20 protein-coding genes and 2 pseudogenes are annotated in these 26,568 nt (G+C 68.6%); 11 read left to right on the top strand and 11 right to left on the bottom strand.

What is annotated here, in order from left to right; genetic code table 11:
* Positions 1 to 379 precede the first annotated feature (379 nt).
* The gene (locus I0D00_RS07810) at positions 380 to 802 is read left to right on the top strand and encodes a CBS domain-containing protein (RefSeq protein ID WP_213639167.1); all 423 of its coding nucleotides are present in this window, start codon (positions 380 to 382) and stop codon (positions 800 to 802) included.
* A 95-nt stretch (positions 803 to 897) separates the two neighbouring features.
* Positions 898 to 1,080, top strand: coding sequence for a hypothetical protein (locus tag I0D00_RS07805; RefSeq protein WP_213639166.1), 183 nt, complete (start codon positions 898 to 900; stop codon positions 1,078 to 1,080).
* Positions 1,081 to 1,127: 47 nt separating this feature from the next.
* Here I0D00_RS07805 and I0D00_RS21845 read toward each other — a convergent pair whose 3' ends face one another.
* Positions 1,128 to 1,853, bottom strand: coding sequence for a methyl-accepting chemotaxis protein (locus I0D00_RS21845; RefSeq protein WP_420850801.1), 726 nt, complete (start codon positions 1,851 to 1,853; stop codon positions 1,128 to 1,130).
* A gap of 129 nt (positions 1,854 to 1,982) precedes the next feature.
* A pseudogene (locus I0D00_RS21840) lies at positions 1,983 to 3,005 on the bottom strand (HAMP domain-containing protein); the annotation flags it as partial.
* A gap of 142 nt (positions 3,006 to 3,147) precedes the next feature.
* Here I0D00_RS21840 and I0D00_RS07795 point away from each other — a divergent pair.
* Positions 3,148 to 4,635, top strand: coding sequence for a helicase HerA-like domain-containing protein (locus I0D00_RS07795; protein ID WP_213639164.1), 1,488 nt, complete (start codon positions 3,148 to 3,150; stop codon positions 4,633 to 4,635).
* Between the two features lie 42 nt (positions 4,636 to 4,677).
* Here the strand turns inward: I0D00_RS07795 and I0D00_RS07790 are convergent, their stop codons facing one another.
* Positions 4,678 to 4,890, bottom strand: coding sequence for a hypothetical protein (locus I0D00_RS07790; protein ID WP_213640250.1), 213 nt, complete (start codon positions 4,888 to 4,890; stop codon positions 4,678 to 4,680).
* A 555-nt stretch (positions 4,891 to 5,445) separates the two neighbouring features.
* Between I0D00_RS07790 and I0D00_RS07785 the strand changes: the two genes are divergently transcribed.
* The 3 genes from I0D00_RS07785 (at position 5,446) to I0D00_RS07775 (ending at position 6,996) form a co-directional block, all read left to right on the top strand.
* Positions 5,446 to 5,808, top strand: a complete 363-nt coding sequence (locus I0D00_RS07785) for a YciI family protein (RefSeq protein WP_213639163.1) — start codon at positions 5,446 to 5,448, stop codon at positions 5,806 to 5,808.
* Between the two features lie 72 nt (positions 5,809 to 5,880).
* A complete protein-coding gene (locus tag I0D00_RS07780) occupies positions 5,881 to 6,330 on the top strand; it encodes a YybH family protein (RefSeq protein ID WP_213639162.1) in 450 nt (149 codons plus the stop codon).
* Positions 6,331 to 6,402: 72 nt separating this feature from the next.
* On the top strand, positions 6,403 to 6,996 hold the full coding sequence (locus I0D00_RS07775) for an SRPBCC family protein (RefSeq protein WP_246533195.1): 594 nt from the start codon (positions 6,403 to 6,405) through the stop codon (positions 6,994 to 6,996).
* Here the strand turns inward: I0D00_RS07775 and I0D00_RS07770 are convergent.
* Positions 6,993 to 7,940, bottom strand: coding sequence for a helix-turn-helix transcriptional regulator (locus I0D00_RS07770; RefSeq protein ID WP_213639161.1), 948 nt, complete (start codon positions 7,938 to 7,940; stop codon positions 6,993 to 6,995). The two genes, I0D00_RS07775 and I0D00_RS07770, sit on opposite strands and share 4 nt — an antisense overlap.
* A 124-nt stretch (positions 7,941 to 8,064) precedes the next feature.
* Between I0D00_RS07770 and I0D00_RS07765 the strand changes: the two genes are divergently transcribed.
* Together I0D00_RS07765 and I0D00_RS07760 are read left to right on the top strand one after the other, a co-directional pair.
* Positions 8,065 to 8,775, top strand: coding sequence for a glutathione S-transferase family protein (locus tag I0D00_RS07765; RefSeq protein ID WP_213639160.1), 711 nt, complete (start codon positions 8,065 to 8,067; stop codon positions 8,773 to 8,775).
* Between the two features lie 258 nt (positions 8,776 to 9,033).
* Complete coding sequence (locus tag I0D00_RS07760) at positions 9,034 to 10,161, top strand: M14 family metallopeptidase (protein WP_213639159.1); 1,128 nt, start codon at positions 9,034 to 9,036, stop codon at positions 10,159 to 10,161.
* A gap of 61 nt (positions 10,162 to 10,222) precedes the next feature.
* On the opposite strand, the gene lipA is transcribed toward I0D00_RS07760, so the two are convergent.
* From lipA to gcvH, 7 genes are all read right to left on the bottom strand, one after another.
* Positions 10,223 to 11,200, bottom strand: a complete 978-nt coding sequence (gene lipA / locus I0D00_RS07755; protein ID WP_213639158.1) for a lipoyl synthase — start codon at positions 11,198 to 11,200, stop codon at positions 10,223 to 10,225.
* An 82-nt stretch (positions 11,201 to 11,282) separates the two neighbouring features.
* The gene (gene gcvT, locus I0D00_RS07750; protein WP_213639157.1) at positions 11,283 to 12,407 is read right to left on the bottom strand and encodes a glycine cleavage system aminomethyltransferase GcvT; all 1,125 of its coding nucleotides are present in this window, start codon (positions 12,405 to 12,407) and stop codon (positions 11,283 to 11,285) included.
* Between the two features lie 98 nt (positions 12,408 to 12,505).
* The gene (locus I0D00_RS07745; RefSeq protein WP_213639156.1) at positions 12,506 to 13,882 is read right to left on the bottom strand and encodes an L-serine ammonia-lyase; all 1,377 of its coding nucleotides are present in this window, start codon (positions 13,880 to 13,882) and stop codon (positions 12,506 to 12,508) included.
* A 74-nt stretch (positions 13,883 to 13,956) separates the two neighbouring features.
* Positions 13,957 to 15,213: a serine hydroxymethyltransferase gene (gene glyA, locus I0D00_RS07740; protein ID WP_213639155.1), complete on the bottom strand. Its 1,257-nt coding sequence runs from the start codon at positions 15,211 to 15,213 to the stop codon at positions 13,957 to 13,959.
* A gap of 52 nt (positions 15,214 to 15,265) precedes the next feature.
* Entirely contained in the window at positions 15,266 to 16,642 is a 1,377-nt protein-coding gene (locus I0D00_RS07735; protein WP_213639154.1) for an alanine/glycine:cation symporter family protein, read from the bottom strand.
* Positions 16,643 to 16,904: 262 nt separating this feature from the next.
* The gene (gcvP, locus tag I0D00_RS07730; RefSeq protein ID WP_213639153.1) at positions 16,905 to 19,757 is read right to left on the bottom strand and encodes an aminomethyl-transferring glycine dehydrogenase; all 2,853 of its coding nucleotides are present in this window, start codon (positions 19,755 to 19,757) and stop codon (positions 16,905 to 16,907) included.
* A gap of 10 nt (positions 19,758 to 19,767) precedes the next feature.
* Complete coding sequence (gene gcvH / locus I0D00_RS07725; RefSeq protein WP_213639152.1) at positions 19,768 to 20,151, bottom strand: glycine cleavage system protein GcvH; 384 nt, start codon at positions 20,149 to 20,151, stop codon at positions 19,768 to 19,770.
* A 544-nt stretch (positions 20,152 to 20,695) separates the two neighbouring features.
* Between gcvH and I0D00_RS07720 the strand changes: the two genes are divergently transcribed.
* The 3 genes and pseudogenes from I0D00_RS07720 (at position 20,696) to I0D00_RS07710 (ending at position 26,554) form a co-directional block, all read left to right on the top strand.
* Positions 20,696 to 22,465 (top strand): DUF1302 domain-containing protein, encoded by a 1,770-nt coding sequence (locus tag I0D00_RS07720; protein ID WP_213639151.1) that lies wholly within the window; start codon positions 20,696 to 20,698, stop codon positions 22,463 to 22,465.
* Positions 22,466 to 22,493: 28 nt separating this feature from the next.
* Positions 22,494 to 23,864, top strand: coding sequence for a DUF1329 domain-containing protein (locus I0D00_RS07715; protein ID WP_213639150.1), 1,371 nt, complete (start codon positions 22,494 to 22,496; stop codon positions 23,862 to 23,864).
* A 156-nt stretch (positions 23,865 to 24,020) separates the two neighbouring features.
* A pseudogene (locus I0D00_RS07710) lies at positions 24,021 to 26,554 on the top strand (helix-turn-helix transcriptional regulator).
* Positions 26,555 to 26,568: the final 14 nt, after the last annotated feature.

Below are 26,568 nucleotides of genomic sequence, written 5' to 3'. Positions count from 1 at the left end.
TCCCGTGGCACTTTGCGTCCGCCCTTCGCCCGAGCGGGCGCATCGGCAAAGCGCTATAGGGCGGTAACTTCCAGGCCAGCGGTAATGGTTGAATGAGCGGGGGAGTCTTCACCGGAATTTTCCGAGTGCCGGGTGGTTTAGGCGCTGTACGAAAAGTGCCAGCGCTCGGTGATGTTTTGTCGGGAATAGCTTCGGCCAGCTCATTTACAGTTGGCGTCGGGGCGGCGTTTTGGGGACAAGCAGCTGGCCAGGAGAGTGCGCCCCCGTGGACTACGCTATCACTTGGAAGACCGGGTGCCGGCGTACGGCAACAGGACGGTGCGCTTCTGCCGAGCCTGCTGGCGTGGGCCGCTAGGGTGGACGACACAGGAGTTCGCTTATGCTCAAGTCAATCAAGGTGCGGGATTACATGACCCGCCATCTGGTGACCTTTCGGTCCGATACCGATCTGTTCACCGCCATCAATCGTCTGCTGGAGCACCGTATTTCCGGCGCGCCGGTGGTCGACTCCCAGGGCCATCTGATCGGCCTGCTGTCGGAGGGCGACTGCCTGCGCGGCATACTCTCCGGTGCCTATTACGAGGCGACTGGCGGCACCGTCAGCGGCTATATGATTCGCGAAGTGGAGACCATCTCGCCGGAAGTCGACATCATCGAGGTGTCCCAGCGCTTCCTGCGCGGCCGCCTCGGGCGCATTCCGGTGATCGAGGATGGCCGTCTGGTGGGCCAGATCAGCCGCAGCGACGTGCTGCGTGCGGTCAAGGAGTTCGCCCAGCACGAGCAGGGCAAGGCCGCCGGCTGACGCCGGGGTTCGGGCTATGCTGCGCGGGTAGCGGCCGGCCGCAGGCTCGGGCCTGCGCGTGACGACGCAGGCGAGCAACAGCGGAGGGTGACAGGATGAAGGATCCATTGGCGCGTGCCACGTCCAGGCCGCCGGCGACGCTCGGCGAAGGCTGCGTGCGGCGTTACGACCCCGAGGCGCTGGATGAGACCAGCGGTTGCGAGTTCCGGGGCGCCGCCGAGCTGTGGCGACGCTGGCAGGACGAACAGGCGCGTGGCGAGAAACCGCAGCCGAAATGAAACGGGGCGCTCGATGAGCGCCCCGTGAGCCGAGCCTGTCCGGGGGCTCAGATGCGGAAGCTGCCCACCAGCTGCTTGAGACGCGTGGCCTGCTGCTCCAGGTCGCCGCAGGCGCGCAGGGTGGCCTGCAGGTTCTCCACGCCTTCCTGGTTGAGGGTGTTGATCTCGATGATGTCCATGTTCAGCGACTCGATCACCGAGGTCTGCTCCTCGGTGGCGGTGGCCACCGACTGGTTCATGCCGTCGATCTCGCCGATGCGCTGGGTCACGCTGCTCAGGCGCTCGCCGGCCTGGTTGGCGATCTCCACGCTTTCCTCGCTGTAGCGCTGGCTCTCGGTCATGGTGGTGACCGATTCGCGGGAGCCGATCTGCAGCTCCTCGATCATCTGCTCGATTTCCTGGGCCGACTCCTGGGTGCGGTGCGCCAGGTTGCGCACCTCGTCGGCGACCACGGCAAAACCGCGGCCCGCCTCGCCGGCCCGCGCGGCCTCGATGGCGGCGTTGAGCGCCAGCAGGTTGGTCTGCTGGGAGATGCTCTTGATCACCTCGAGGATCTGGCCGATGTTCACCGTCTTGCCGTTGAGCGTCTCGATGTGGCTGCAGGAGCCGCTGATCTTGCTCGACAGGTCGTTCATCGCCCGGATGGTCTGCTCCACCACCTGGCGGCCGTCCTCGGCCTGGCCGCGGGCGTCGGAGGCCTGGGCCGAGGCATCGGCGGCATTGCGCGCGATCTCCTGGGCGGCCGCGCCCAGCTGGTTGATCGCCGCCGCCACGCTGTTGGTGCGGCTGGCCTGCTCGTCGGAGTTGTGCAGCGAGGAGTTGGAGGCGTTGAGCACCAGCTGGGCGACCTCGTTGACCTGCAGCGTGGCGGAGGACACCTCGCGGATCGAGGCGTGAATGCGCTCGACGAAGCGGTTGAAGGCCTTGGCCAGCGCGCCGAACTCGTCGTCCGACTGGATCGCCAGGCGCTTGGTCAGGTCGCCCTCGCCCTGGGCGATGTCCTGCATGGCCTTGCCCATCAGGTGCAGCGGCTGCATCAGCACGCGGATCAGCATGCTCAGCAGCAGGATGATGAGCACCACCGCGATCAACGTGGCGACTATGGCCGAGGCGCGGAATTCGTCGAGCATCGCGTAGGCCTTGCCCTTGTCGATGGACAGGCCGAGGTACCAGGTGACCGAGGGCAGTCCCGCGATCGGCGCGAAGGTGAGGAGGCGGGTCTGGCCATCCACCTCGACCTCGCCGAGGTCGCTGCCGATGCGCGGGGTGTTCTGCGGGAACACGTCCTTGAGGCTCTTCATCACCAGGCTCTTGTCCGGATGGACGAGGATCTTGCCGGCGCCGTTGACCAGGAAGGCATGGCCCATGCCGTCGAAGTCCAGCGAGTTGATGATGTCGACCAGGGTGCTCAGGCTCAGGTCGCCGCCGACCACCCCGGCCGGCCTGGCCGGGGTGGCGATGGTGATGATCAGCCCGCCGGTGGCGGCATCCACGTAGGGCTCGGTGAGGGTGGTGCCACCGGCGGCAACGGCGTCCTTGTACCAGGGGCGCGTACGCGGGTCGTAGCCGTCGGGCATCTGCGAGTCGGGGCGCATGGTGAAGGCGCCGTCTGCGCCGCCCAGGTAGCTGAAGGCGAAGCTCGAGGCCAGCGCGCGCTGCTCCAGCAGGCCGCCGACATTGCCGCTCGCGGCGTCGCGGGCCAGGGTCTGGGCCGTGTTCTCGACCAGCAGGATGCGCCCGGACAGCCAGTTCTGGATGGTCCCGGCGGTCACCTCGCCCATCTCGTGCAGGTAGTTCTCCAGGTTGGCGCGGATCGCCTGGCGTTGCAGGTAATCGTTGTACAGGGTGAACAGCGAGAAGGCGGCGATCACCACCAGGGAGGCGGCGAGGAGAATCTTGTGGCTGAATTTCAGGTGGTTGGTCATGGCATATGCTGTCCGTTATGGTCGGCTACCAGTCTTGGCTGGCTCGAGGGGCACGCAGAGGCGGGAGCCGAGTGCCGGGGCACTGGGCGCGCCGATTATGCCGGGAGCGCCCGGGCAAATCTTTAGTCCAGGAGACAGCAAGATGCCTGTATCAGACCAGTTCGTGTTCGGCGCCGACCAGGGCGGTCAGCCGGTAGGCCAGCCGCTGCGCCTGGCCAATCGTCATGGCTTGGTGGCAGGCGCCACCGGCACCGGCAAGACCGTGACCCTGCAGCGCCTGATCGAGGGCTTCAGCGACGCCGGCGTGGCGGTGTTCGCCGCCGATGTGAAGGGCGATCTCTGTGGCCTGGGCGCGGCCGGCGCGCCCCAGGGCAAGGTGGCCGAGCGCATCGCCAGCATGCCCTGGCTGGCGCATCGGCCGACGGCCTACCCGCTGACGCTGTGGGACATCCATGGCCGCAGCGGCCACCCGCTGCGTACCACCTTGAGCGAGATGGGGCCGCTGTTGCTCGGCGCCCTGCTCGAACTCAGCGACAGCCAGCAGGCGGCGCTCTATGCCGCCTTCAAGGTGGCCGACCGCGAGGGCCTGCTGCTGCTCGACCTGAAGGACCTGAAGGCGCTGCTGGCGCACCTCAGGGCCAATCCGCAGGTGCTCGGCGATGACGCCGCGCTGTTCACTGCGGCCTCGGCACAGGCCCTGCTGCGCCGCCTGGCGAGCCTGGAGCAGCAAGGGGCCGAGGCGCTGTTCGGCGAGCCGGCCCTGCAGCTGGAGGACATCCTGCAGCCCGACCGCGACGGGCGCGGGCGCATCCATCTGCTCGATGCCAGTCGCCTGGTGCACGAGGCGCCGAAGGTCTATGCGACCTTCCTGTTGTGGCTGCTGGCCGAGCTGTTCGAGCAGCTGCCCGAGCGCGGCGATGCCGACAAGCCGGTGCTGGCGCTGTTCTTCGACGAGGCGCATCTGCTCTTCGCGGACACCCCCAAGGCCTTGCAGGAGCGCCTGGAGCAGGTGGTGCGGCTGATCCGCTCGAAAGGTGTCGGGGTGTACTTCGTCACCCAGTCGCCCGGCGACCTGCCCGACGACGTGCTGGCGCAGCTCGGCCTGCGCATCCAGCACGGCCTGCGCGCCTTCACCGCCCGGGAACGGAAGGCCCTGCGCGCGGTGGCCGACGGTTTTCGCCCCAATCCGGCGTTCGACACCCTGGCCCTGTTGACCGAACTGGGCATCGGCGAGGCCCTGGTCGGCACCCTGGAGGACAAGGGCACCCCGGCCATGGTCCGGCGCGTGGCCATCGCGCCGCCGCAATCGCGTATCGGGCCGCTGAACGAGGCCGAGCGTGCGGCCCTGGTGCGCCAGTCGCCCCTGGCCGGCCGCTATGACCAGGCCGTCGACCGCGAGTCCGCCTACGAGCTGCTCGCCGCCCGCGCCGCAACCGCCGGTGCAGCCGAACGGGCCGCCTCGGCGGAGGCCGGTGCGGCGTCCGCCGGCATCGGCGGTATGGCGGGGGATCTGCTCGGCAGCCTGGCCAGCCAGGCGCTGAAGAGCGCGGTGCGCCAGGTGGCCAACCAGATAGGCCGGCAACTGGTGCGGGGGCTGATGGGGTCGCTGCTGGGCGGCAAGAGGCGCTAGCCGGGAGGGTGCGCACTCTTGGGGACATGTAAGCCGGCGCAGTCAGTCGGCGTTTTTGTCGGCTTTGTCGTGCAACTCTTTCTCGATCTTTTCCAGCTCTTTCTCGAAGGCTTGGTCGAGAAGATTGGCCTTCTTACGCCAGGGCTTGCGCTCGGGGTCCGGTTGAGCGGCGTAGGTGATGACTTCCCCGCCGTATACATCCTTGTAACGCTGCGCCTGGCGCTCGAGTTCGGCGCGCAGTTCGTCTTTCGTCACGTGGTTACCCATGGTCTGGAACTTATAAGGTGACATCGCAAGGCTGCCTGCCTCGCTGTTACGGTCACCATTCTTGGTGCGACGTGAGCCGCCGTGTTGTTGTCGGAGATGTTTCTTCTTGTGTTTATTTGTTTTAATTTCAATTAAAACAACGACTTGGATGTTTTTGTAGTTTATTGCCGCGACGCCTCGGGGGCGTGCGCCAGTAATTATGGCGAGCGCGCGTTAAAAGTCTAGCGCCGCCTGAGCCATAGTGAAGAACAGTGCATGCGCGCTGTCACGGGTTTTCTTCCGGGTTGTTCGCGCAGGGGCTGGAGTGCTCATGCGCGAGTTGCGCAAAGTGTGCGGCGTGACCGCTCGGTCATATAGGCAGGAAACTTTCGCAGCGGGCCGCGGGGGCCTGCGAGTTGCCAAACAGGGCGCATGTCTGAGGATGCCCGGCGCTCGAAGTCGGATGAAGTCGGGACGGAAATAATCGTGCGGCCGATGTCGAATTCCTGCGGCGGCGCACGACTAGCGAGAGCCACCGCGATAACCATAGAACTGGAGAGCCCCATGAAATACCTGTGCCTGGTCTACAGCGACGAGCAAGCCCTGCACGACGCCCCCGACAGTCCCCGCGACGAGGAGTGCTTCGCCTACGCCGAGGCGGTGCGGCAGAGCGGCCGCATGCTCGCCGCCGAGGCCCTGCAGCCGGTGCGGACGGCCACCACGGTGCGCCTGCGCGGCGGCCAGCTGGCGATCACCGACGGCCCCTTCGCCGAGACCAAGGAGCAGCTCGCCGGCTTCTACCTGGTGGAGGCCCGCGACCTCAACGAGGCCATCCAGATCGCCGGGAAGATTCCCGCCGCCCGGGTCGGCTCGGTCGAGGTGCGGCCGGTGCGCCAGCTGGATGTGCAACCCCTCCCTATTGACTAAGAAGGTGCCAGCCGGTCTCCGCAGGCGCCCACGAGCGCTGCAGGTGGCGGGCCGCATCACAGGAGCAGCGAAATGAACACAGCATCCCTGCGTCATGACCAGCAACAACTTGAGGTTCGCGCTCTGCTGCAGAGCTGGGCCGAGGCTGTGCAGGCCAAGGATGTCGCGCGCATCCTCAGCCACTACGCGGCCGACGTTGTCGCCTACGACGCCATACTCCAGTTGCAGTTCAAGGGCCTGGAGGCCTATGGCGCGCACTGGCAGGCCTGCATGGAGATGTGCTCGGGACCGGGCGTCTTCGCGGTCCACGAGCCGACCCTCTTGGTAGGCGACGAGCTGGCCCTGGCCTACTACCTGTGTCGCTGCGGCGGCAGCGACGATCAGGGCCAGGAGCAGGCGTCCTGGATGCGCGTGACCCAGGGCTATCAGCGCCGCGACGGCCATTGGCTGATCGTCCACGAGCACTTCTCCGCGCCGTTCGACATGCAGAGCGGCAAGGCGCTGTTCGATCTAAAACCTTGAGCCGCACCACCGAGCCCCGGGAGGACGGGGCTATTATTCACGGGGCGGGTTAGCGACCGTCGAGGAGTATCCATGAACAGGAGTGCCAACCGCATGCTCGCCTATGCCCTGATCGCCTTCGCCCTGATCGTCACCCTGGTGCTGGTGGCCAGGCAGCCGGACAGCTTCCGTGTCGAGCGTTCGCTGAGCATGGCGGCACCGCCGGAGGCGGTGTTCGCCCAGGTCGACGATCTGCGCAACTGGCAGCGCTGGTCGCCCTGGGCCAAGCGCGATCCGGCCATGCAGCAGTCCTACGAGGGCCCCCATGCCGGCGTCGGCGCGATCTACCGCTGGGCCGGCAACAAGGAAGTCGGCGCAGGCAGCATGAGCATAATCGAGAGCCTGCCGAGCCAGGCGATCCGCATCCGCCTGGAATTCCTCAAGCCTTTCCAGGCCAGCAACGAGGCACAGTTCCTGTTCGTGCCAGAGGGCGAAGGCACCCGGGTGACTTGGAGCATGAGCGGCTCGAACAACTTCATGGCCAAGGCGATGCACCTGGTGATGGATATGGACAAGATGGTCGGCGGCGACTTCGAACAAGGCCTGGCGCAACTCAAGGCTGTGGCTGAGGCGCCGGTCACGCCGAAACGGGCCGCCACCGCGAGGGACGTGCCGCCGGCCGGTTAGCGGGCCAGCCGCAGCAGGCGCCGGGCCTGTTCGCGCAGGACTCCGCGCAGTTCCGGCGGCTGGTGGACCTCGAAGTCGAAGGGCAGGCGTGCCAGCTGGCGGGCGAACCAGGTCAGGCTGTCGGTGCGGGTGTTCAGGCGCACGCCGTCCGGGTTCGGCACCAGCAGGCCGACGCTGCTGCCCAGTTCGAGGGTGGCGCTGTGCAGGTCGGTGTGCAGCTGTACCTCGACCGGGAAGGCGCGCGGCAGGTTGGCGATGCTGGCGTTCAGATGCCCGGCGGCGTCGAACTCGGCCGGCCGCGCGAAGCGTTGCTCCAGGGGCTGTACCGCCTGGACCCGGTCCAGGCGGAACGAACGCAGGCCCTGGCGCAGATGGCACAGGCCGCTCATGTACCACAGTCCCCAGCGGTAGACCAGGCCATAGGGATCGACCTCGCGCTGGCTGACCTCGCCCCGATCCGAGCGGTAGCTCAGGCGCACCCGCTGCCTGGCCTGGGCCGCGTCGGCCAGGGCGAGCAGCAGGCGGTTGTCACCGTTCGCCCGGCTAGGTGGCAGGTCCAGGGTGGTGCTTTCGCTCAGGGCGCGAACCCGTTGCTGCAGGTTGGCTGGTAGCACCCGCTGCAGCTTGGCCTGGGCGCTGAGTACCGCCGGCGTGGTCTCGGCCAACCCCAGGCTGCCCGCGGCGAGCAGGCCGAGGGCGATGGCCTGGGCCTCCTCGACGGTGAACATCATCGGCGGCAACTTGAAGCCGGCGACCAGGCGGTAACCGCCGTGACGGCCCCGCTCGCTGGTCAGCGGGATGCCCAGTTCCTCCAGGGTGCTGATGTAGCGGCGCAGGGTGCGGCCGTCAACCTCAAGGCGTTGGGCCAGCTCGCGACCGCTGATCTGCCCCTGGCTCTGCAGTAGTTCCAACAGGGCCAGCACGCGGGTGGTGGGATTGGCCATGGCATTATTTTCGGGTGTCGATTTTATTAGGGCGGAATATAGCCTATTTACCCCTTAGCTTGTGCTCCAGCCGGGGCAACAGAGGCTCCGGCATCCCGCAAACGGCACGTGAAGGAGCCAAGTCATGCAACCCGTATTGTTCTATGGAGTACCCCAAGGCTGTTCGTTCGGTTCAATCGTCGCTCTGGAGTGGCTGGGCCAACCCTACCAGTTGTGCCGCATCGAGATGCTCGAGCAGCCCTGGGATCGCCTCTTCGGCCGAATCAATCCGCTGTACCAGACTCCGGCGCTGCTACTGGAAAGCGGCGAGGCGCTGAGCGAGAGCCTGGCCATCCTCCTGCACCTGGCGGCCCGGGCACCGGACACACCGCTGGCGCCGCGCCAGGGCTCGCCTGCGTTCGACCAGCTCAACCAGATGCTGTCCTATTTGGTGACCGACTTTTTCTCGGCCTTCGTCCCGCTCTGGGTCGCCTACGAGAAGCCCGAGTTGAACGACGAGGCGCGCTCCGTCCTGCGCGCGCTCGGGCAGGAGAAAGTGGCGGATGCCTGCGCCTACCTGGACCAGCTGTTGAGCGACCGGCCATGGCTGCTCGGCGAACGGCGCAGCCTGGCCGATGCCTACCTGGCCGGCGTCGCGCGCTGGGTCGAATACCACCAGCTGTTCGACCCGCACCGGGATTACCCGCACCTAGCGCGCTACCTGGCCCGGCTGGCGGCCGATCCGGCGGTGCGTTTCGCCACGGCGTTGGAACAGGGCGAGGCGGCGGACGGCAGCGCCGGCTTCATGGGCCATGTGAGCCTGGAGCAACTGCGCCCGCGCTTGGTTGGCGAGTAGGGCGTCCGGCACCCCCGCGGGATGACGATCGGCCGCCCGGAGAGGGGCCGGCTGCGGCCCTGTGAGCGCCTCGCACGGGTGGCTCCACTGGGTCAGTGCGACCCGGGCGCGTGGTGTCTGCGAGCCTCGGGCGCATTTCTGCTTGCCCGCCGACAGTCGTGTAAGGGGGCATGCCTTCCATGTCGCCGTGCTCTTGGCGGTCGGCGGTGGAACTGCGATGCTCGCTGCCATTGCTAATCCCCTGCGCCCGAGGCAAGCATGCACATCAGCTCCGACTTCGACAGCGGCAATATCGAGGTGCTCGATGCCGGCAATCCGCAACAGGTCCTGCTGGCCATGCGCCCCGACCTCAACAGCCATCACTTTCAGTGGTTCCATTTCCAGGTCGCCGGCCTGACGCCGGGCCAGCGTTACGGCTTCAGCCTGGTGAATGCCGGCGAGTCGGCCTATCCCCATGCCTGGGGCGGCTACCACGCCGTCGCCTCCTACGATCAGCGCGACTGGTTCCGCGTGCCCAGCCGCTTCGAGGACGGCGCGCTGCGGTTCGAGCTGGAGCCGCGGCAGGCGCAGGTCTGGTTCGCCTACTTCGAGCCCTACAGCCGCGCGCGGCACGACGGGCTGATCGCCCGGGCCCTGGAGCAGGCCGGCGTCGAGCTCTTCGCCTGCGGCCAGAGCGTCGAGGGCCGGGATATCCAGTTGCTGCGGGTCAGCCGCAACCGGCAGGCCCGGCGCAAGGTGTGGATCATCGCCCAGCAGCACCCCGGCGAGCACATGGCCGAATGGTTCATGGAGGGGCTGATCGAGCGCCTGCAGCGCGGCGACGCCGAGCTGGACGCCTTGCTGCAGCAGGCCGATCTCTACCTGGTGCCGAACATGAACCCCGACGGCGCCTTCCGCGGCCATCTGCGCACCAACGCCGCCGGCAAGGACCTCAACCGCGCCTGGCAGTCGGCGAACGAGACGGAGACTCCCGAGGTGTTCTTCGTCCAGCGGCAGATGCGCGCGGTCGGCGTCGACCTGTTCCTCGACATCCATGGCGACGAGGAAATCCCCCAGGTGTTCACCGTCGGCTGCGAGGGCAACCCCGGCTACAGTCCACGCCTGGCGGCCCTGGAAGCGGATTTCAAGCACCGCCTGCTGGCCAGCGGCGCCGAGTACCAGACGGCCCGCGGCTACCCGATCGATGCGCCGGGCCAGGCCAACCTGACCCTGGCCTGCAACGCCGTGGGCCAGGAATTCGATTGCCTGTCCTTCACCCTGGAGATGCCGTTCAAGGACCACGACGACCGCCCCGAGCCGCGTACCGGCTGGAATGGCGCGCGCGCCAAGCGTCTGGGCAACGAGGTGCTCGGGGTGCTGGCGGGGCTGGTCGAGCGGCTGCGCTGAACGCCGCCGGGACAGAAAAAAGGCGACCCGCGGGTCGCCTGTTCAGCAAGTGCCGCGCCGCTCAGGCGATCTTCTCGCCGTGGGCCTGCTGGTCGGCGTGGTAGGAGGAGCGCACCAGGGGGCCTGCGGCGACGTTCTTGAAGCCCATCCTGGCGCCTTGCTCGGCGAACCGGGCGAAGGTGTCCGGGTGGACGAAGCGTTGCACCGGCAGATGGCTGCGCGAGGGCTGCAGGTACTGGCCGAGGGTGAGCATGTCGATGTCATGCTCGCGCATGCGCTGCATCACCTCGATGACTTCCGCGTCGGTCTCGCCCAGGCCGAGCATCAGCCCGGACTTGGTCGGCACCTGCGGCACCAGTTGCTTGAACTTCTGCAGCAGGTCCAGCGACCACTCGAAGTCCGAACCCGGGCGCGCCGCCTTGTACAGCCGCGGCACGGTTTCCAGGTTGTGGTTGAACACGTCCGGCGGCTCGCTGGCGGTGATCGCCAGGGCCACGTCCATGCGCCCGCGGTAGTCCGGCACCAGGGTCTCCAGGCGGATGGCCGGGCTCAGCGCGCGGATCTCCCGCAGGCAGTCGGCGAAGTGCTGGGCGCCGCCGTCGCGCAGGTCGTCGCGGTCCACCGAGGTGATCACCACGTACTTCAGGCGCAGGTCGGCGATGGCTACCGCCAGGTTCTTCGGCTCGTCCGCGTCCAGCGCCTTGGGCCGGCCGTGGCCGACGTCGCAGAAGGGGCAGCGACGGGTGCAGATGTCGCCCATGATCATGAAGGTGGCGGTGCCGCCGCTGAAGCATTCGCCCAGGTTCGGGCAGCTGGCCTCCTCGCAGACGCTGTGCAGCTTGTGCTTGCGCAGCAACTGCTTGATCCGTCCCACCTCGGGCGACGCGGCGATCGGCACCCGTATCCAGTCGGGTTTGCGCGGCACCTGCTCGGTGGGGATGATCTTCACCGGAATGCGCGCCACCTTGTCGGCGCCGCGCAGCTTGACGCCCGCCTCGACCCTGGCCGGCGTGCCGGCGCTGTCCACAACTGTGCTCATGTTCGGATTCCACTGATGGCCGGCGCGCGCCGCGCCGGCAGGGTTCGGCCGGCGGGGCGGGCCAGGCGCCGCCCCGGGGGGCTCAGCCGCGGTAGTAGCGCTGCGGCACGAAGGGGGTCTTGGCGACCTTCATGGCCACGCGCTTGCCGCGCACCACCGCCCAGACTTCGCTGTCCAGCGCCACGTGGCTGCTCTGCACATAGCCCATGGCCACCGGCGCACCGAGGGTCGGGCCGAAGCCGCCGCTGGTGACCGCGCCGATCACCTGGCCGTCGGCATCGACGATTTCCGCGCCCTCGCGGACCGGCACGCGCTCCTGGGGCAGCAGGCCGACGCGCTTGCTGGCGACGCCGCTCTGCTGCTGGGCGAAGATCCGCTCGGCGCAGGGGAAGCCGCCGGCCCGCGCGCCGTCGGCGAGGCGCGGCTGGGACATGGCCCACAGCAGGCTGGCCTCGATCGGCGTGGTGGCCGTGCTCATGTCGTGGCCGTACAGGCACAGGCCGGCTTCCAGGCGCAGCGAGTCGCGGGCGCCGAGGCCGATGGCCTCGACTTCCGCCTCGGCCAGCAGGGCGCGGGCCAGGGCCTCGGCCTGCTCGTTGGGCACGGAGATCTCGTAGCCGTCCTCGCCGGTGTAGCCGGAGCGGCTGACGAAGCAGTCGACGCCCAGCAGGCGCACGCTGGCGAACTGCATGAAGGTCATCTTGGCGACGTCCGGGGCCAGGCGCGCGAGGACCTCGGCCGCCTTCGGACCCTGCAGGGCCAGCAGGGCGCGCGACTCGAACAGGCTGTCGATCTCGCAGCGCTCGCCGATCTGGCTGCGCAGGTGGGCCAGGTCCTGGTCCTTGCAGGCGGCGTTGACCACCAGGAACAGGCAGTCGTCGGCCAGCCTGGCGACCATCAGGTCGTCGAGGATGCCGCCGTTGGCGTCGGTGAACATGGCGTAGCGCTGCATGCCCACCGGCAGGTCGATGATGTCCACCGGCACCAGGCTCTCCAGGGCCTGGGCGGCGTGCGCGCCGCGCAGGACGACCTGGCCCATGTGCGAGACGTCGAACAGACCGGCCGCCTCGCGGCAGTGCAGGTGTTCCTTCATCACGCCGAGCGGGTACTGCACCGGCATGTCGTAGCCGGCGAAGGGCACCATGCGCGCGCCGAGTTCCAGGTGCAGGGCGTGAAGCGGGGTTTTCGCCAGGTTTTCGCTGGTCATGCAATGTCTCCGGTAGGGTGCGCGGTGCGCACCGTTTAAAGGGGTTGGTGCGCCGCGCGCAGGGTTAGGGCCGCGGTGCGCGAGGCGCATTCGGCGAATCAGCACTCGATGATGTTGACCGCCAGGCCGCCGCGGGCGGTTTCCTTGTACTTGCTCTTCATGTCGGCGCCGGTCTGGCGCATGGTGCGGATCACCTTGTCCAGCGACACGTAGTGCTGGCCGTCGCCGCGCAGGGCCATGCGCGCGGCGTTGATCGCCTTCACCGAGCCCATGGCGTTGCGTTCGATGCAGGGCACCTGGACCAGGCCGCCGATCGGGTCGCAGGTCAGGCCGAGGTTGTGCTCCATGCCGATCTCGGCGGCGTTCTCCACCTGCGCCACGCTGCCGCCGAGCACCTCGCACAGGGCGCCGGCGGCCATCGAGCAGGCCACGCCGACCTCGCCCTGGCAGCCGACCTCGGCGCCTGAGATCGAGGCGTTCTCCTTGTAGAGGATGCCGATGGCGGCGGCGGTGAGCAGGAAGCGCACCACGCCGTCTTCGTTGGCGCCGGGGATGAAGCGCATGTAGTAGTGCAGCACCGCCGGCACTATGCCGGCCGCGCCGTTGGTCGGAGCGGTCACCACGCGGCCGCCGCTGGCGTTCTCTTCGTTGACCGCCAGGGCGTAGAGGTTGACCCAGTCGAGCACGCTGAGCGAGTCGCGCAGGGCCGCTTCCGGGTGCTTGCACAGCTGGCGGTGCAGGGCGGCGGCGCGGCGCTTGACCTTGAGGCCGCCGGGCATGATGCCCTCGTTGTGGCAGCCGGCCTCGACGCAGTCCTGCATCACCTGCCAGATCTTCAGCAGGCCGGCGCGGGTCTCGGCCTCGGGGCGCCAGGCCGTCTCGTTGGCCAGCATCACCTGGCTGATCGACAGGCCGTGCTCGGCGCAGTGGGCCAGCAGCTGCTTGCCGGTGGTGAAGGGGTAGGTCAGGGGCGTGCGGTCCTCGACGATGCGGTCGGCACCGGCGGCCTCCTCATCGACCACGAAGCCGCCACCCACCGAGTAGTATTCGCGTGCGCGCAGCTGCAGGCCGGCGCCGTCGAAGGCGCGGAAGATCATGCCGTTGGGGTGGTAGGGCAGGGGCTTCCTGATCATCGCCAGGTGTTCCTTCTCGACGAAGCGGATGGGCTTCTCGCCGAGCAGCCTGAGTTCGCCGGCCTTGCGCATCGCCGCCAGGCGGGCATCGATGGTGCTGGTGTCGATGGTATCGGGCTGCTCGCCCTCCAGGCCGAGCAGCACGGCCTTGTCGCTGCCGTGGCCCTTGCCGGTGGCGCCGAGCGAGCCGTACAGCTCGACCTTGACCGATTCGGTGGCGGCCAGCAGGTCGTCGCGGCGCAGGCCCTCGACGAAGCGTACGGCGGCGCGCATCGGCCCGACCGTGTGCGAACTGGAGGGACCGATACCGATTTTGAACAGATCGAAAACGCTGAGTGACATGGTGGACTCCGGCTTCTTGCGCTGCCGCGACGCGCGCCCTGTCAGGCGCGCGTCGGGCTAAGCAACCTAGTTATCTATTCAGCGTAGACCGGGAAGCTGGCGCACAGGCTGGCGACCTGACCACGGACCCGCTCGATGACGCCGGGGTTGTCCAGGTCGTCCAGGATGTCGCAGATCCAGCCGGCCAGTTCGCGGCACTCGCCTTCCTTGAAACCGCGGGTGGTGACCGCCGGGGTGCCGATGCGCAGGCCCGAGGTGACGAACGGCGACTGCGGGTCGTTCGGCACGGCGTTCTTGTTCACCGTGATGTGCGCGGCGCCCAGTGCCGCGTCGGCGGCCTTGCCGGTCAGGCCCTGCTTGATCAGGCTGAGGAGGAACAGGTGGTTGTCGGTGCCGCCGGAGACCACGTCGAAGCCGCGCTCGATGAACACCTTGGCCATGGCCTGGGCGTTCTTGATCACCTGGGCCTGGTACTCCTTGAACTCGGGCTCCAGGGCCTCCTTGAAGCACACCGCCTTGGCGGCGATCACGTGCATCAGCGGGCCGCCCTGGGCGCCGGGGAACACCGCGGCGTTGAGCTTCTTCTCGATCTCCGGGTTGCTCTTGGCCAGGATCAGGCCGCCACGGGGGCCGCGCAGGGTCTTGTGGGTGGTGGTGGTGACCACGTCGGCGTAGGGCAGCGGGTTCGGGTACAGGCCGGCGGCGACCAGGCCGGCGACGTGGGCCATGTCGACGAACAGCAGCGCGCCGACCTTGTCGGCGATCTCGCGGAAGCGCGGGAAGTCCAGGGTCTTGGAGTAGGCGCTGAAGCCGGCGACGATCATCTTCGGCTGGTGCTCCACGGCCAGGCGCTCGACTTCGTCGTAGTCGATCAGCCCGGTGGCGGTGTCCAGGCCGTACTGCACGGCGTTGTACAGCTTGCCGGAGGAGCTGACCTTGGAACCATGGGTCAGGTGGCCGCCATGGGCCAGGCTCATGCCCAGCAGGGTGTCGCCGGCGTTGAGCAGGGCCAGGTAGACGGCGCCGTTGGCCGAGGAGCCGGAGTGCGGCTGGACGTTGGCGAAATCGGCGCCGAACAGCTGCTTGGCGCGGTCGATGGCCAGCTGCTCGACCAGGTCGACGTGCTCGCAGCCGCCGTAGTAGCGCTTGCCCGGGTAGCCTTCGGCGTACTTGTTGGTCAGCCCGGTGCCCTGCGCCTGCATCACCGCGGGGCTGGTGTAGTTTTCCGAGGCGATCAGCTCGATATGATCTTCCTGGCGGCGCTCTTCGGCGGCGATGGCGTGGGCCAGGGCCGGATCGTAGTGGTCTAGGGTCAGGCTTTTATAGAACATCGGATCAGTCCTGTACTAAGGGCGCGACCGCCTCGCGGTCGCGCCTGGGGGGTTAGCGTTGTACGGGGGCGCCGCCGGCCACACGGCTTTCGCGGGCGAAGTGGTCCTTGGTCAGCTTGACCACCACGGGGCTGAGCAGCAGCAGCGACAGCAGGTTGGGCAGCGCCATCAGGCCGTTGAGGGTGTCGGCGACCAGCCAGGCGAAGTCCAGTTGAGCCACCGCGCCGAAGGGCACGGCCAGCACCCAGAGGATGCGGAACGGCAGGATTGACTGGGTGCCGACCAGGTACTCCCAGCACTTCTCGCCGAAGTAGCTCCAGCCGAGGATGGTGGTGAAGGCGAAGACCACCAGGGCGATGCTGAGGATGGCGCCGCCGAAGCCGGGCATGGCCGACTCGAAGGCCGCCGCCGAGAGCCCTGCACCGCTGGCGCCGCTGGTCCACACGCCCGAGGCGATGATCGCCAGGCCGGTCAGGGTGCAGATGATGATGGTGTCGATGAAGGTGCCGAGCATGCCGATCATCCCCGAGCGCACCGCGCTGGTGGTGGTGCCGGCCGCCTGGGCGATGCCGGCGGTGCCCAGGCCCGCCTCGTTGGAGAAGATGCCGCGGGCCACGCCGAAGCGGATCGCCGCCATCACCGCGGCGCCGGCGAAGCCACCGGTGGCGGCCACGGGGGTGAAGGCATGGGTGAAGATCAGCGAGAAGGCGCCGGGGATGGCGTCGACGTTGACGATCAGCACCACGATGGCGGCGGCGACGTAGGTCACGCACATGGCCGGCACCAGGGTCGCGGCGACCTTGCCGATGCGCTTGATGCCGCCGAGGATCACCAGGCCGACGAAGACCATGGCCACCAGGCCGGTGACCCAGGCCGGCACGCCGAAGGTGTCGGTCAGGGCGTGGGCCATGCTGTTGACCTGGACCATGTTGCCGATGCCGAAGCCGGCCAGGCCGCCGAACACGGCGAAGGCGCTGCCGAGCCACAGCCATTTCTTGCCCAGGCCGTTCTTGATCGCGTACATGGGGCCGCCGACGTGTTCCTTGCGCGCGTCGGTCTCGCGGTAATGCACCGCCAGCACCACTTCGCAGTACTTGGTGGCCATGCCGACCAGGGCGGTGCACCACATCCAGAACAGCGCGCCGGGGCCGCCGAGGAAGATCGCCGTGGCCACGCCGGCGATGTTACCGGTGCCGACGGTGGCGGCCAGGCAGGTCATCAGCGCCTGGAACGGGCTGATCTCGCCGCTGGCCTCGTCGTCTTTCTTGCGCCCTTGCCAGAGCAGGGCGAAGCCCGCGCCGATCTTGCTCAGGGGCATGAACTTCAGGCGCAGCATGAGGAACAGACCGGTGCCGAGGATCGCCACCAGCATCGGTGGGCCCCAGACCAGGCCGTTGATTTGATTGGTAAGGGTGTTGATGAATTCCATGTAGAGCACCTCTTTCTTGTTGTAAGCGCGGGTTTACCCGCGTCGGATAGGGGCTTTCGTGCGGTTGTGCCGCAATGGGAATCGCTGGTGTGCAGGGTTGCGGCCGGTAGGCGGCAACCATTGCGGGGAGGTGCGGCGAGCACCATGGGTTTGCCGACACGGGCACTACGCCGCACCCCTCGCAAGGGGTCTGACCGCCGTCACAACGGGCGGTCAGGCGCGGCCGCCGGGATGCCTGGGCATCCGGCCGGCCGCGCTACTCTCAGGCCTCCTGATAGGCTTCGATGGACGGGCAGGCGCAGACCAGGTTGCGGTCGCCGAACACGTTGTCGACGCGGCCGACCGGCGGCCAGTACTTGGCTTCGACCAGCGAGGCCAGCGGGTACACCGCCTGTTCGCGGCTGTAGCCGTGGTTCCATTCGCCGACCAGTTCGGCCGCGGTGTGCGGCGCGTTCTTCAGCGGGCTGCTGTCGGCCGCCACGGCACCGTGTTCCACCGCGCGAATCTCCTCGCGGATGGCGATCATGGCGTCGCAGAAGCGATCCAGTTCCTGCTTGGACTCGCTCTCGGTCGGTTCGATCATCAGGGTGCCGGCGACCGGGAAGGACATGGTCGGGGCGTGGAAGCCGAAGTCGATCAGGCGCTTGGCCACGTCGTCGACGCTGATGCCGCTGGTCTCCTTGAGCGGGCGCAGATCCAGGATGCACTCGTGGGCCACCAGGCTGTTGCTGCCGGTGTAGAGCACCGGGTAGTGCTCCTCCAGGCGGCGGGCGATGTAGTTGGCGTTGAGGATGGCCAACTGCGACGCGCGCTTGAGGCCTTCGCCGCCCATCATGCTGATGTACATCCAGGTGATCGGCAGGATGCTGGCGCTGCCGAACGGCGCGGCGCTGACCGCGCCCTGCTTGCGCGCCATCTTGTCGTGGCCGGGCAGGAAGGGGATCAGGTGGGCCTTGACGCCGATCGGGCCGACGCCCGGGCCGCCGCCGCCATGGGGGATGCAGAAGGTCTTGTGCAGGTTCAGGTGCGACACGTCGCCGCCGAACTGGCCCGGGGCGCAGAGGCCGACCATGGCGTTCATGTTGGCGCCGTCGATGTACACCTGGCCGCCGTTGTCGTGGACGATCTGGCAGATCTCGCGGATGCCTTCCTCGAACACGCCGTGGGTCGACGGGTAGGTGATCATCAGCGCGGCCAGGCGCTCCTTGTGCTCGATGGCCTTGGCGCGCAGGTCTTCGATGTCGACGTTGCCCAGGCTGTCGCAGCTGGTCACCACCACGCGCATGCCGGCCATGCTGGCGGTCGCCGGGTTGGTGCCGTGGGCCGATTGCGGGATCAGGCAGATGTCGCGCTGCTCGTCGCCGCGGCTGCGGTGGTAGGCGCGGATCGCCAGCAGGCCGGCGTATTCGCCCTGGGCGCCGGAGTTCGGCTGCAGGGAGACGCCGTCATAGCCGGTGGCGGCGCAGAGCATGGCCTCCAGCTCGTCGGTCAGCTGACGGTAGCCCTGGCTCTGCTCGCTGGGGGCGAAGGGGTGCAGGTTGCCGAACTCGGCCCAGGTCACCGGGATCATCTCGCTGGTGGCGTTGAGCTTCATGGTGCAGGAACCCAGCGGGATCATGCTGCGGTCCAGCGCCAGGTCCTTGTCGGCCAGCTTGCGCAGGTAGCGCATCAGCTCGGTTTCGCTGTGATAGCGGTTGAACACCGGGTGGGCGAGGATCGCCGAGCGGCGCAGCAGCGCCTGCGGCAGGCGTGCGGCGACGCTGCTCGCCAGCTCGGCGAAGACCGGCAGCTCCTGGCCGTCGGCGAATACCGCCCACAGCGCTTCGACGGCGGCCGGGGTGGTGGTCTCGTCCAGCGACAGGCCGAGGCGCTCGGCGTCCACTTCACGCAGGTTGATCCCGGCGGCGCGGGCCTTGGCGTGCAGGGCGGCGGTCTGGGCGCCGCTGGCGACGCTCAGGGTGTCGAAGAAGGCTTGCTGCTCGACGCTGTAGCCGAGCTGGCTCAGGCCCTGGGCGAGGATGGCGGTCAGCTGGTGCACGCGCTGGGCGATGGCGGTCAGGCCCCGGGGGCCGTGGTACACGGCGTACATGCTGGCGATGTTGGCCAGCAGCACCTGGGCGGTGCAGATGTTGCTGGTGGCCTTCTCGCGGCGGATGTGCTGCTCGCGGGTCTGCATGGCCAGGCGCAGGGCCGGCTTGCCGAAGCGGTCGACCGAGACGCCGACCAGGCGGCCCGGCATGTCGCGCTTGAACGCCTCGCGGGTGGCGAAGTAGGCGGCGTGCGGGCCGCCGAAGCCGAGCGGCACACCGAAGCGCTGGGCGCTGCCGATGGCGACGTCGGCGCCGAACTCGCCGGGCGGGGTCAGCAGGCACAGGGCCAGCAGGTCGGCGGCCACGCCGACCAGGGCGCCCACGGCATGGAAACGCTCGACCAGCTCGCGGTAGTCGAAGATGTCGCCGTTGCTCGCCGGGTACTGCAGCAGGGCGCCGAAGTAGGCGCCGACGTCGCCGATCTCGCGCTCGTCGCCGACCACCACCTCGATGCCCAGGGGTTCGGCACGGGTGCGCAGCACGTCGAGGGTCTGCGGGTGGCAGTGCTGGGAGGCGAAGAAGGTGTTGCTGGCCTTGTTCTTCGACAGGCGCTTGCAGAAGGTCATGGCCTCGGCGGCGGCGGTGGCTTCATCCAGCAGCGAGGCGTTGGCGATCGGCAGGCCGGACAGGTCGCTGATCAGGGTCTGGAAGTTCAGCAGCGCTTCCAGGCGGCCCTGGGAAATTTCCGGCTGGTAGGGGGTGTAGGCGGTGTACCAGGCCGGGTTTTCCAGCAGGTTGCGCAGGATCGGCGCCGGCGTGTGGGTGCCGTAGTAGCCCTGGCCGATGTAGGTCTTGAACTGCTGGTTCTTCGCGGCGATGGCCTTGATCTTGGCCAGGGCGTCGGCTTCGCTGAGGCCGGCGGTCATCTCCAGCACGCTGCTGCCCTTGATGCTCTCGGGAATCACGCTGTCGAGCAGGGCTTCCAGCGAGGCGTAGCCGAGCAGCTCGAGCATGGCGGCGACGTCGCTGTCGCGCGGGCCGATGTGCCGGGCGATGAATTCGTTGTGGGTCGTGAGTTCAGGCATGGCGCGGGCCTCAGGCGTCGTCGTTGGCTTTGAGCAGGCGGTCGTAGCCGGCCTGGTCGAGCAGCTCGGCGACTGCGCCGGCATCGGCCGGACGGAAGCGGAAGAACCAGCCCTTGCCCAGCGGGTCTTCGTTGACCAGCTCCGGGCTGCTTTCCAGCTCGGCGTTCACTTCGACGATTTCGCCTGCCAGCGGCATGGCGATGTTGCTGGCGGCCTTCACCGACTCCAGCACGGCCACTTCGGCGCCCGCGGCGTAGGACTGCGCGTCCGGCAGCTGCACGAACACCACGTCACCCAGGGCGTCCTGGGCGAAAGCGGTGATGCCAACGGTAACCAGGCCATCGGCGTCCTGACGCAGCCATTCGTGATCGACAGTAAAACGCAACTCGCTCATGTGGACTCCTCAAGTAGTCAGACTCGCCCCGATTCTTGTACGGGCGATGATCAAGGTGCTCGTGCCGGGCAGCGAGCGCTCTTGCGTGAGTAGTTAGCAAGGCCGATGCCATGTTGATTTTTATCAATTAAATCAAATACTTAGATTGTTTGCGCGAGAATTGAGGAAAAACAGCCGTAGCGAATTCGATACGGAGCGCGCCTCGCGGGGGCGCAAAGCGGGGGAAAAGCCCGTGGATGTCGCGTCGTGACAGGTCGGTGTCGCTTTCGTGTCGTATTCATTACGCTGTATCTAAATCGATACGATTGGTGCCGGAAGCGCTGGCAGGGGCCGTCGCCGGCCCGGGGCGCCTGGCGCCCGCGCCATTCAGCCGCTCGATAGTGCGGCATCGAGCCGGTCCATCGGCGGCGCCAGAGCGCCGTGGCGGGCGGGGCTTCATCCTTTCGGCTGACGGGGCAAATACCACTTTCGGGCGCTTATCCGCCCGGGGGCGACTGGTTAGCGTTGGGGCTCGACACGCAACCATGCTTTCCAGGAGAGCCGCATGACAACAAGAACAAGACATGCCGTGTTCCAGCCCTGCGCGCTGGCCGTCGCCGTCGCCCTGGGCGGCGTGGCGCCGGTGCAGGCGCTCGACTTCAGTCTCGGCGAGATCGAGGGGCAGTTCGACTCGTCGCTGTCCGTCGGCGCCAGCTGGGCGGTGCGCGGCGCCGACCCGGACTTCATCTCCACCGCCAGCGGCGGCTCCGCCTCCTCGCGCACCTCGGACGACGGCCGGCTGAACTTCAAGAAGGGCGAGACCTTCTCGAAGATCTTCAAGGGCATCCACGACCTGGAGTTGAAGTACGGCGACAGCGGCGCCTTCATCCGCGGCAAGTACTGGTACGACTTTGAGACCAAGGACGAGCACCGGCTGTTCTACGACATCGACGACCACAACCGCAAACAGGCGGCGCAGTCCTCGGGGGCGGAGATCCTCGACGCCTTCCTCTACCACAACTACAGCCTCGGCAGCCTGCCGGGCAGCGTGCGGGTGGGCAAGCAGGTGGTCAGCTGGGGCGAGAGCACCTTCATCCAGAACTCGATCAACTCGATCAACCCGATCGACGCCGCCGCCTTCCGCCGCCCCGGCGCGGAGATCAAGGAGGGCCTGATCCCGGTCAACATGCTCTACCTGTCGCAGAGCCTGAGCGATTCGCTGAGCCTGGAAGCCTTCTACCAGCTGGAGTGGGACCAGACGGTGGCGGACAATTGCGGCACCTTCTTCTCCACCGCCGACGTGGTCGCCGATGGCTGCGAGGACCGCCTGGTGGTGTTCGGCCCGGACCTGCCGCCGGGCGAGTCGAACAACAGCTTCGCCCCCGGGGAGAACCTCTACATCCCCCGCGCCGGCGACCGCGACGCCCGCGACAGCGGCCAGTACGGGGTGGCCCTGCGCTGGTTCGCCGAGGCGCTGCACGACACCGAGTTCGGCCTCTACGCCATGAACTACCACAGCCGCAACCCGGTGTTCAGCACCATCCGCACCACCACGCCGTCGCCGGCCTTCATCCCGGGCGCGCCGAACGCCCGCTACTTCATCGAGTACCCGGAGGACATCCGCCTGTACGGCGTCAGCTTCCAGACCAACGTCGGCGGCACCGCGCTATCCGGCGAGGTCAGCTACCGGCCGAACATGCCGCTGCAGATCAACTCCACCGACCTGTCCTTCGCCGCCCTCGGCCTGCCGGTCGCGCCGGTGTTCACCAGCGGCCATGCGCAGAATGTCGCCGGCGCCGATATCCACGGCTACGAGCGCCGCGCCGTGACCCAGGCGCAGATCACCGCGGTGCAGTTCATCGACCGGGTGCTCGGTGCCAGCCGCCTGACCCTGCTCGGCGAGGTCGGCTACAACCACATCAACGGCATCGACGAGGACGTCGGCGAGCTGCGTTTCGGCCGCGATCCCATCTTCGGCGCCGGCGAGTTCGCCGCCCCGGGCGTCTGCGCCCTGTTCAACTCGGCCAACCCGGACGAGTGCCAGGGCGACGGCTTCTTCACCAGCAACTCCTGGGGCTATCGCCTGCGCGCCAGCGCCGAGTACGCCAACCTGATCGCCGGCATCAACCTGACCCCGAGCATCGCCTGGTCCCATGACGTCGACGGCTACGGGCCGAACTTCAACGAAGGCAGCAAGGCCGTCAGCCTCGGTCTCAGCGCCGACTACCAGAACACCTACAACGCCAGCCTCAGCTACACCGACTTCTTCGGCGGCGAATACAACACCATCACCGACCGCGACTTCGTCGCGCTGAGTTTCGGCGTGAACTTCTGATCAACCCCGCGCAAAGGATCCCCACCCGATGAAAAGCACAAGAATCCTGCACACCGGCGCATTGGCCCTGAGCCTGCTGGCCGGCAGCGTGATGGCCGCGGTCTCCGAGCAGGAGGCGGCGCAACTGGGCGTCAGCCTGACCCCGCTGGGCGCGCAGATGGCCGGCAATGCCGACGGCAGCATCCCGGCCTGGACTGGCGGCCTGCCGGCCGACGCGGCCAAGGTCGATGCCAAGGGCTTCCTCGCCGACCCCTTCGCCGACGAGCAGCCGCTGTTCACCATCGATGCAAGCAACGCCGAGCAGTACCGCGACAAGCTGTCCGCCGGCCAGCTGGCGATGCTCAAGCGCTACCCGGACAGCTACAGGCTCCCGGTCTACCGGACCCATCGCACGGCCGCGGTGCCCGAGGCGATCTATGCCGCGGCCAAGCGCAGCGCCCTCAACACCGTGCCGGTGGACGGCGGCAACGGCCTGCAGAACTTCGCCGACAGCCGCTACTACGCCTTTCCCATTCCCAAGAGCGGGGTCGAGGTGGTGTGGAACCACATCACCCGCTACCGCGGCGGCAACGTGCGCCGCCTGATCACCCAGGCGACGCCGCAGACCAACGGCTCCTACAGCCTGGTCAAGTTCGAGGACGAGGTGGCCTTTCCCGCCGACATGCCCGATCTCGACCCGGCCAAGGCCGGCAACATCCTGCTCTACTTCAAGCAGCGGGTGACCGCCCCCGCGCGCCTGGCCGGCAACGTGCTGCTGGTCCACGAGACCATCGACCAGGTCAAGGAGCCGCGCCTGGCGTGGATCTACAACGCCGGCCAGCGCCGCGTGCGCCGCGCCCCGCAGGTCGCCTACGACGGCCCCGGTACCGCCTCCGACGGCATGCGCACGGCGGACAACTTCGACCTGTTCTCCGGCGCCCCGGACCGCTACGACTGGAAGCTGATCGGCAAGAAGGAGATGTACATCCCCTACAACAGCTACAGGCTCGACTCGCCGGCGCTGAGCTACGACGAGGTGATCAAGGCCGGGCACATCAACCAGGACCTGACCCGCTACGAGCTGCACCGGGTCTGGGAGGTGGAGGCCACCCTGAAGGGCGGCGAGCGGCACATCTATGCCAAGCGCCACCTGTACTTCGACGAGGACAGCTGGCAGCTGGCCCTGGTCGATCACTACGACGGCCGCGGCCAGCTGTGGCGGGTGGCCGAGGGCCACGCCCAGCAGTACTTCAACCACAAGGTGCCGAGCTACACCCTGGAGGCGCTGTACGACGTGGTCGCCGGACGCTACCTGGCCCTGGGCATGAAGAACGAGGAGAAGTCCGCCTACGACTTCGGCTTCGATGCCAGCGCCGCCGACTACACCCCCGCCGCCCTGCGTACCTCCGGGGTGCGTTGAGGCCCGGCGCGCTCAGACGACGCGAAGATTCGGCGGCCTGCGGGCCGCCTTTTTTATTGGCGACCATCAGGGCGGCTGATACAGCTGTCGCCGCGGCGGGTCGGCGGCTAGCCTCGGAGCAACCGGTTTGTCCGATAAGAACAATCAACGACCGCCATGACCGTTCCTGCCCAAGCGTCCGTCACGCCCTTCGCCCCGTCGCCCTGCGCCCGCGCTACGCCGCCGCGCCAGCCCCCCGGGCATATCCGCCGCGAACCGTTGCAGCAGCGCCTGCTGCAGCAGGACTGCCGCCTGCGCCTGCTCATCGCGCCGGCCGGCTTCGGCAAGTCGGTGCTGCTCGCCGACTGTGCCCGCGCCTGCCCGCCGGACTGCCGCGCGCTGTGGCTCAACTGCGCCGGCCAGCCCTGGTCGCCGGCCACGCTCTGCGAGCAGCTGGCCCTGGCCCTGGGCTATCGGCCCGGGGGCGAGGCGCAGCTGCTGGCGCGCCTGGAGCAGGAAGCGCGGCGCCTGTGGCTGTTTCTCGACGACTACCCGCGTGAGCCGGACGCCGCCCTGGACGCCTGCCTCGACCGCCTGCTCGGCGCGGCCGCCGCCGGCATCGGCTGGTGGCTGGCCAGCCGGCGGCGGCCGGCCTGCAACCTGCCGCGGCTGCTGCTCGAAGGCGAGCTGTTCGAGCTGGGCGCGGCGGATCTGCGCTTCAGCGCCGAGGAGGTCGGCGCCTGGCTGCGCCAGGTCGATGCCGCCCGGCTGGCCTGGGCCGACAGCCTCCACGGGCAGAGCCGCGGCTGGCCGGCGGCGCTGCGCCTGCGCCTGCTGGCCGCCCAGGGCGAGCGGGTGGCGCAGGCGCCGGGCGAGGAGCACGACGGCCTGGTGCGCGAATACGTCGAGCACGAGGTGCTGCACGGGTTGCCGGCCGAACTGCAGCACAGCCTCGGCCAGCTGGCGCAGATCCCCCGCTTCAATGCCGAGCTGTGCGAGCACCTGCTGGGCGTGGGCGAGGGCGCCGACTGGCTGCAGGCGTTGCGCGCCCGCGGCCTGTTCATCGACGAGCTGGAGGACCAGGCCGACTGGTACGAGGTGTTCCCGCCGTTGGCCATGCTGCTGCAGCAGCTGGCCAGGGGCGCGCCCTGTACCAGCCTGCACCTGCATGCCAGCCAGTGGTTCGCCGCCCGGGGCGATACCCGGGCGGCGGTGGCGCATGCGCTCAAGGGTGGGCAGCCGGAGGTGGCGGCGAGCTTTCTCGAGCGCTTCACCGAGGAGCAGGTGCTGCAGGGCCAGGACCTGGCGCTGATCCTGCGCTGGCGCGGCGAGCTGCCGGCGAGCCTGTTGCTGAGCACGCCGCGGTTGATCCTGCTGAATGCCTGGGTGCTGCTGCTGGTCGGGCGCCTGGACGAGGCCCAGGCCTGCGCCGATCAGCTGGCGCGCTTCCAGCCCCGGGGCGATGGCGAGCGCACGGTCGAGCTGTTCGCCCAGTGGCAGGCGCTCAGCGGCATCGCCGCGTTCGGCCGCGGCTGTGCCGGGCAGGCGCGCCTGCACCTGCTCGAGGCCCTGGCGCTGCTGCCGGAGCGGGCCTGGGCGCAGAGCCTGCTGTGTCGCTCGGCGCTGACCCAGATGGCGATCGGCGAGGGGCGCCTGGAGGAGGCCCAGCGCCTGGGCTACGCGGCCTTGAAGCAGGCGCGGCGCCACGGCAGCGCGGTGTTCGAGGCGCTGCTGGAGCTGGACCATGGCCTGCTGCTGGAGTCGCGCGGCGAATTCGCCCGCGCCCAGGCCCTGCTGCAGCGGGTGCTCGAGCAGCTGGACGGGCAGCCGTCGCGGCCGACCCGGTGCGTGGGCGGGTCCTCCTGCGCCTGGGGCGTCTGGCCCTGCGCCAGGGCCAGCTGGAGGAGGCCGCCGGCCGCCTGCAGGGCGGGCTCGAGGAGGCGCTGCGCCACGAGGACCCCGGCGCCTTCCACGGCTTTCTCGGCCTGGCCGAGCTGGCGGCGCGCCAGCGCGACCTCTCCGGGGCCTTCGCGCGGCTGGCCGAGGCCGAGCGCCTGATGCAGCGCCAGCGGGTCGCCGATACCCTCTACCGTGGCGTGCTGCTGCTGGCCAGCAGCCGCCTGTGGCTGTGGCAGGGGCATCACGAGCGGGCCCGCGAGGCCCTCAGCCGGGTCCTCGAGCATGGCCGCCGGCATGCCGCGCTGCTGCCTCCGGCGCCTTTCCCCGAGCTGCTGCCGCGCCTGCGCTATCTGCTGTTGCGCCTGGAACTGGAGCAGGGCACGGACGTGCGCCAGCCCCTGCGCGTCCTGCTCGACCAGGTCCTGGGCGAGGGCCGCCAGGCGCTCGCCAGCGAGCTCTGGCTGAGCCTGGCCGAGGCCTGCGTGGCGGCCGGCGATGCCCAGGCCGCGGCCCAGGCGCGGCAGGCGGGCCAGGCCCTGCGCCAACGCCTGAACTACCGCTGCCTGTGGTTCGAGGCGGACGAGGGCGGCGCCGGTGCCGCCGCCGATGGCGACGGCCCGGCGCCCCTGAGTGGTCGCGAAGTGGCGGTACTGCGGCTGATCGCCCAGGGCTGCTCCAATCAGGAGGTGGCCGAGCAGCTGTATATCTCCCTGCACACGGTCAAGACCCACGCCCGGCGCATCAACGGCAAGCTCGGCGTGGCCCGGCGCACCCAGGCGGTGGCGCGGGCCAAGGCACTTGGGCTGTTGTAAGGCTGCGGCGGTTC

It is taken from the genome of Pseudomonas lalucatii (genome assembly GCF_018398425.1).
In the GTDB taxonomy this organism is placed as follows: Bacteria; Pseudomonadota; Gammaproteobacteria; order Pseudomonadales; family Pseudomonadaceae; genus Aquipseudomonas; species Aquipseudomonas lalucatii.
The sequence above is the reverse complement of the archived record's forward strand: the minus strand, read 5'-3'. Positions and strand labels throughout refer to the sequence as shown.

What these genes read in the sequence shown, in the direction of transcription:
- I0D00_RS07810 (WP_213639167.1), top strand. Translation starts at nt 380, where the DNA reads ATGCTCAAGTCAATCAAGGTGCGGGATTACATGACCCGCCATCTGGTG.
- lipA (WP_213639158.1), bottom strand. Translation starts at nt 11,200, where the DNA reads ATGAGCACAGTTGTGGACAGCGCCGGCACGCCGGCCAGGGTCGAGGCG.
- gcvT (WP_213639157.1), bottom strand. Translation starts at nt 12,407, where the DNA reads ATGACCAGCGAAAACCTGGCGAAAACCCCGCTTCACGCCCTGCACCTG.
- I0D00_RS07720 (WP_213639151.1), top strand. Translation starts at nt 20,696, where the DNA reads ATGACAACAAGAACAAGACATGCCGTGTTCCAGCCCTGCGCGCTGGCC.
- I0D00_RS07780 (WP_213639162.1), top strand. Translation starts at nt 5,881, where the DNA reads ATGAACACAGCATCCCTGCGTCATGACCAGCAACAACTTGAGGTTCGC.
- I0D00_RS07765 (WP_213639160.1), top strand. Translation starts at nt 8,065, where the DNA reads ATGCAACCCGTATTGTTCTATGGAGTACCCCAAGGCTGTTCGTTCGGT.
- I0D00_RS07775 (WP_246533195.1), top strand. Translation starts at nt 6,403, where the DNA reads ATGAACAGGAGTGCCAACCGCATGCTCGCCTATGCCCTGATCGCCTTC.
- I0D00_RS07770 (WP_213639161.1), bottom strand. Translation starts at nt 7,940, where the DNA reads ATGGCCAATCCCACCACCCGCGTGCTGGCCCTGTTGGAACTACTGCAG.
- gcvP (WP_213639153.1), bottom strand. Translation starts at nt 19,757, where the DNA reads ATGCCTGAACTCACGACCCACAACGAATTCATCGCCCGGCACATCGGC.
- I0D00_RS07735 (WP_213639154.1), bottom strand. Translation starts at nt 16,642, where the DNA reads ATGGAATTCATCAACACCCTTACCAATCAAATCAACGGCCTGGTCTGG.
- I0D00_RS07715 (WP_213639150.1), top strand. Translation starts at nt 22,494, where the DNA reads ATGAAAAGCACAAGAATCCTGCACACCGGCGCATTGGCCCTGAGCCTG.
- I0D00_RS07805 (WP_213639166.1), top strand. Translation starts at nt 898, where the DNA reads ATGAAGGATCCATTGGCGCGTGCCACGTCCAGGCCGCCGGCGACGCTC.
- gcvH (WP_213639152.1), bottom strand. Translation starts at nt 20,151, where the DNA reads ATGAGCGAGTTGCGTTTTACTGTCGATCACGAATGGCTGCGTCAGGAC.
- I0D00_RS07760 (WP_213639159.1), top strand. Translation starts at nt 9,034, where the DNA reads ATGCACATCAGCTCCGACTTCGACAGCGGCAATATCGAGGTGCTCGAT.
- glyA (WP_213639155.1), bottom strand. Translation starts at nt 15,213, where the DNA reads ATGTTCTATAAAAGCCTGACCCTAGACCACTACGATCCGGCCCTGGCC.
- I0D00_RS07785 (WP_213639163.1), top strand. Translation starts at nt 5,446, where the DNA reads ATGAAATACCTGTGCCTGGTCTACAGCGACGAGCAAGCCCTGCACGAC.
- I0D00_RS07795 (WP_213639164.1), top strand. Translation starts at nt 3,148, where the DNA reads ATGCCTGTATCAGACCAGTTCGTGTTCGGCGCCGACCAGGGCGGTCAG.
- I0D00_RS07745 (WP_213639156.1), bottom strand. Translation starts at nt 13,882, where the DNA reads ATGTCACTCAGCGTTTTCGATCTGTTCAAAATCGGTATCGGTCCCTCC.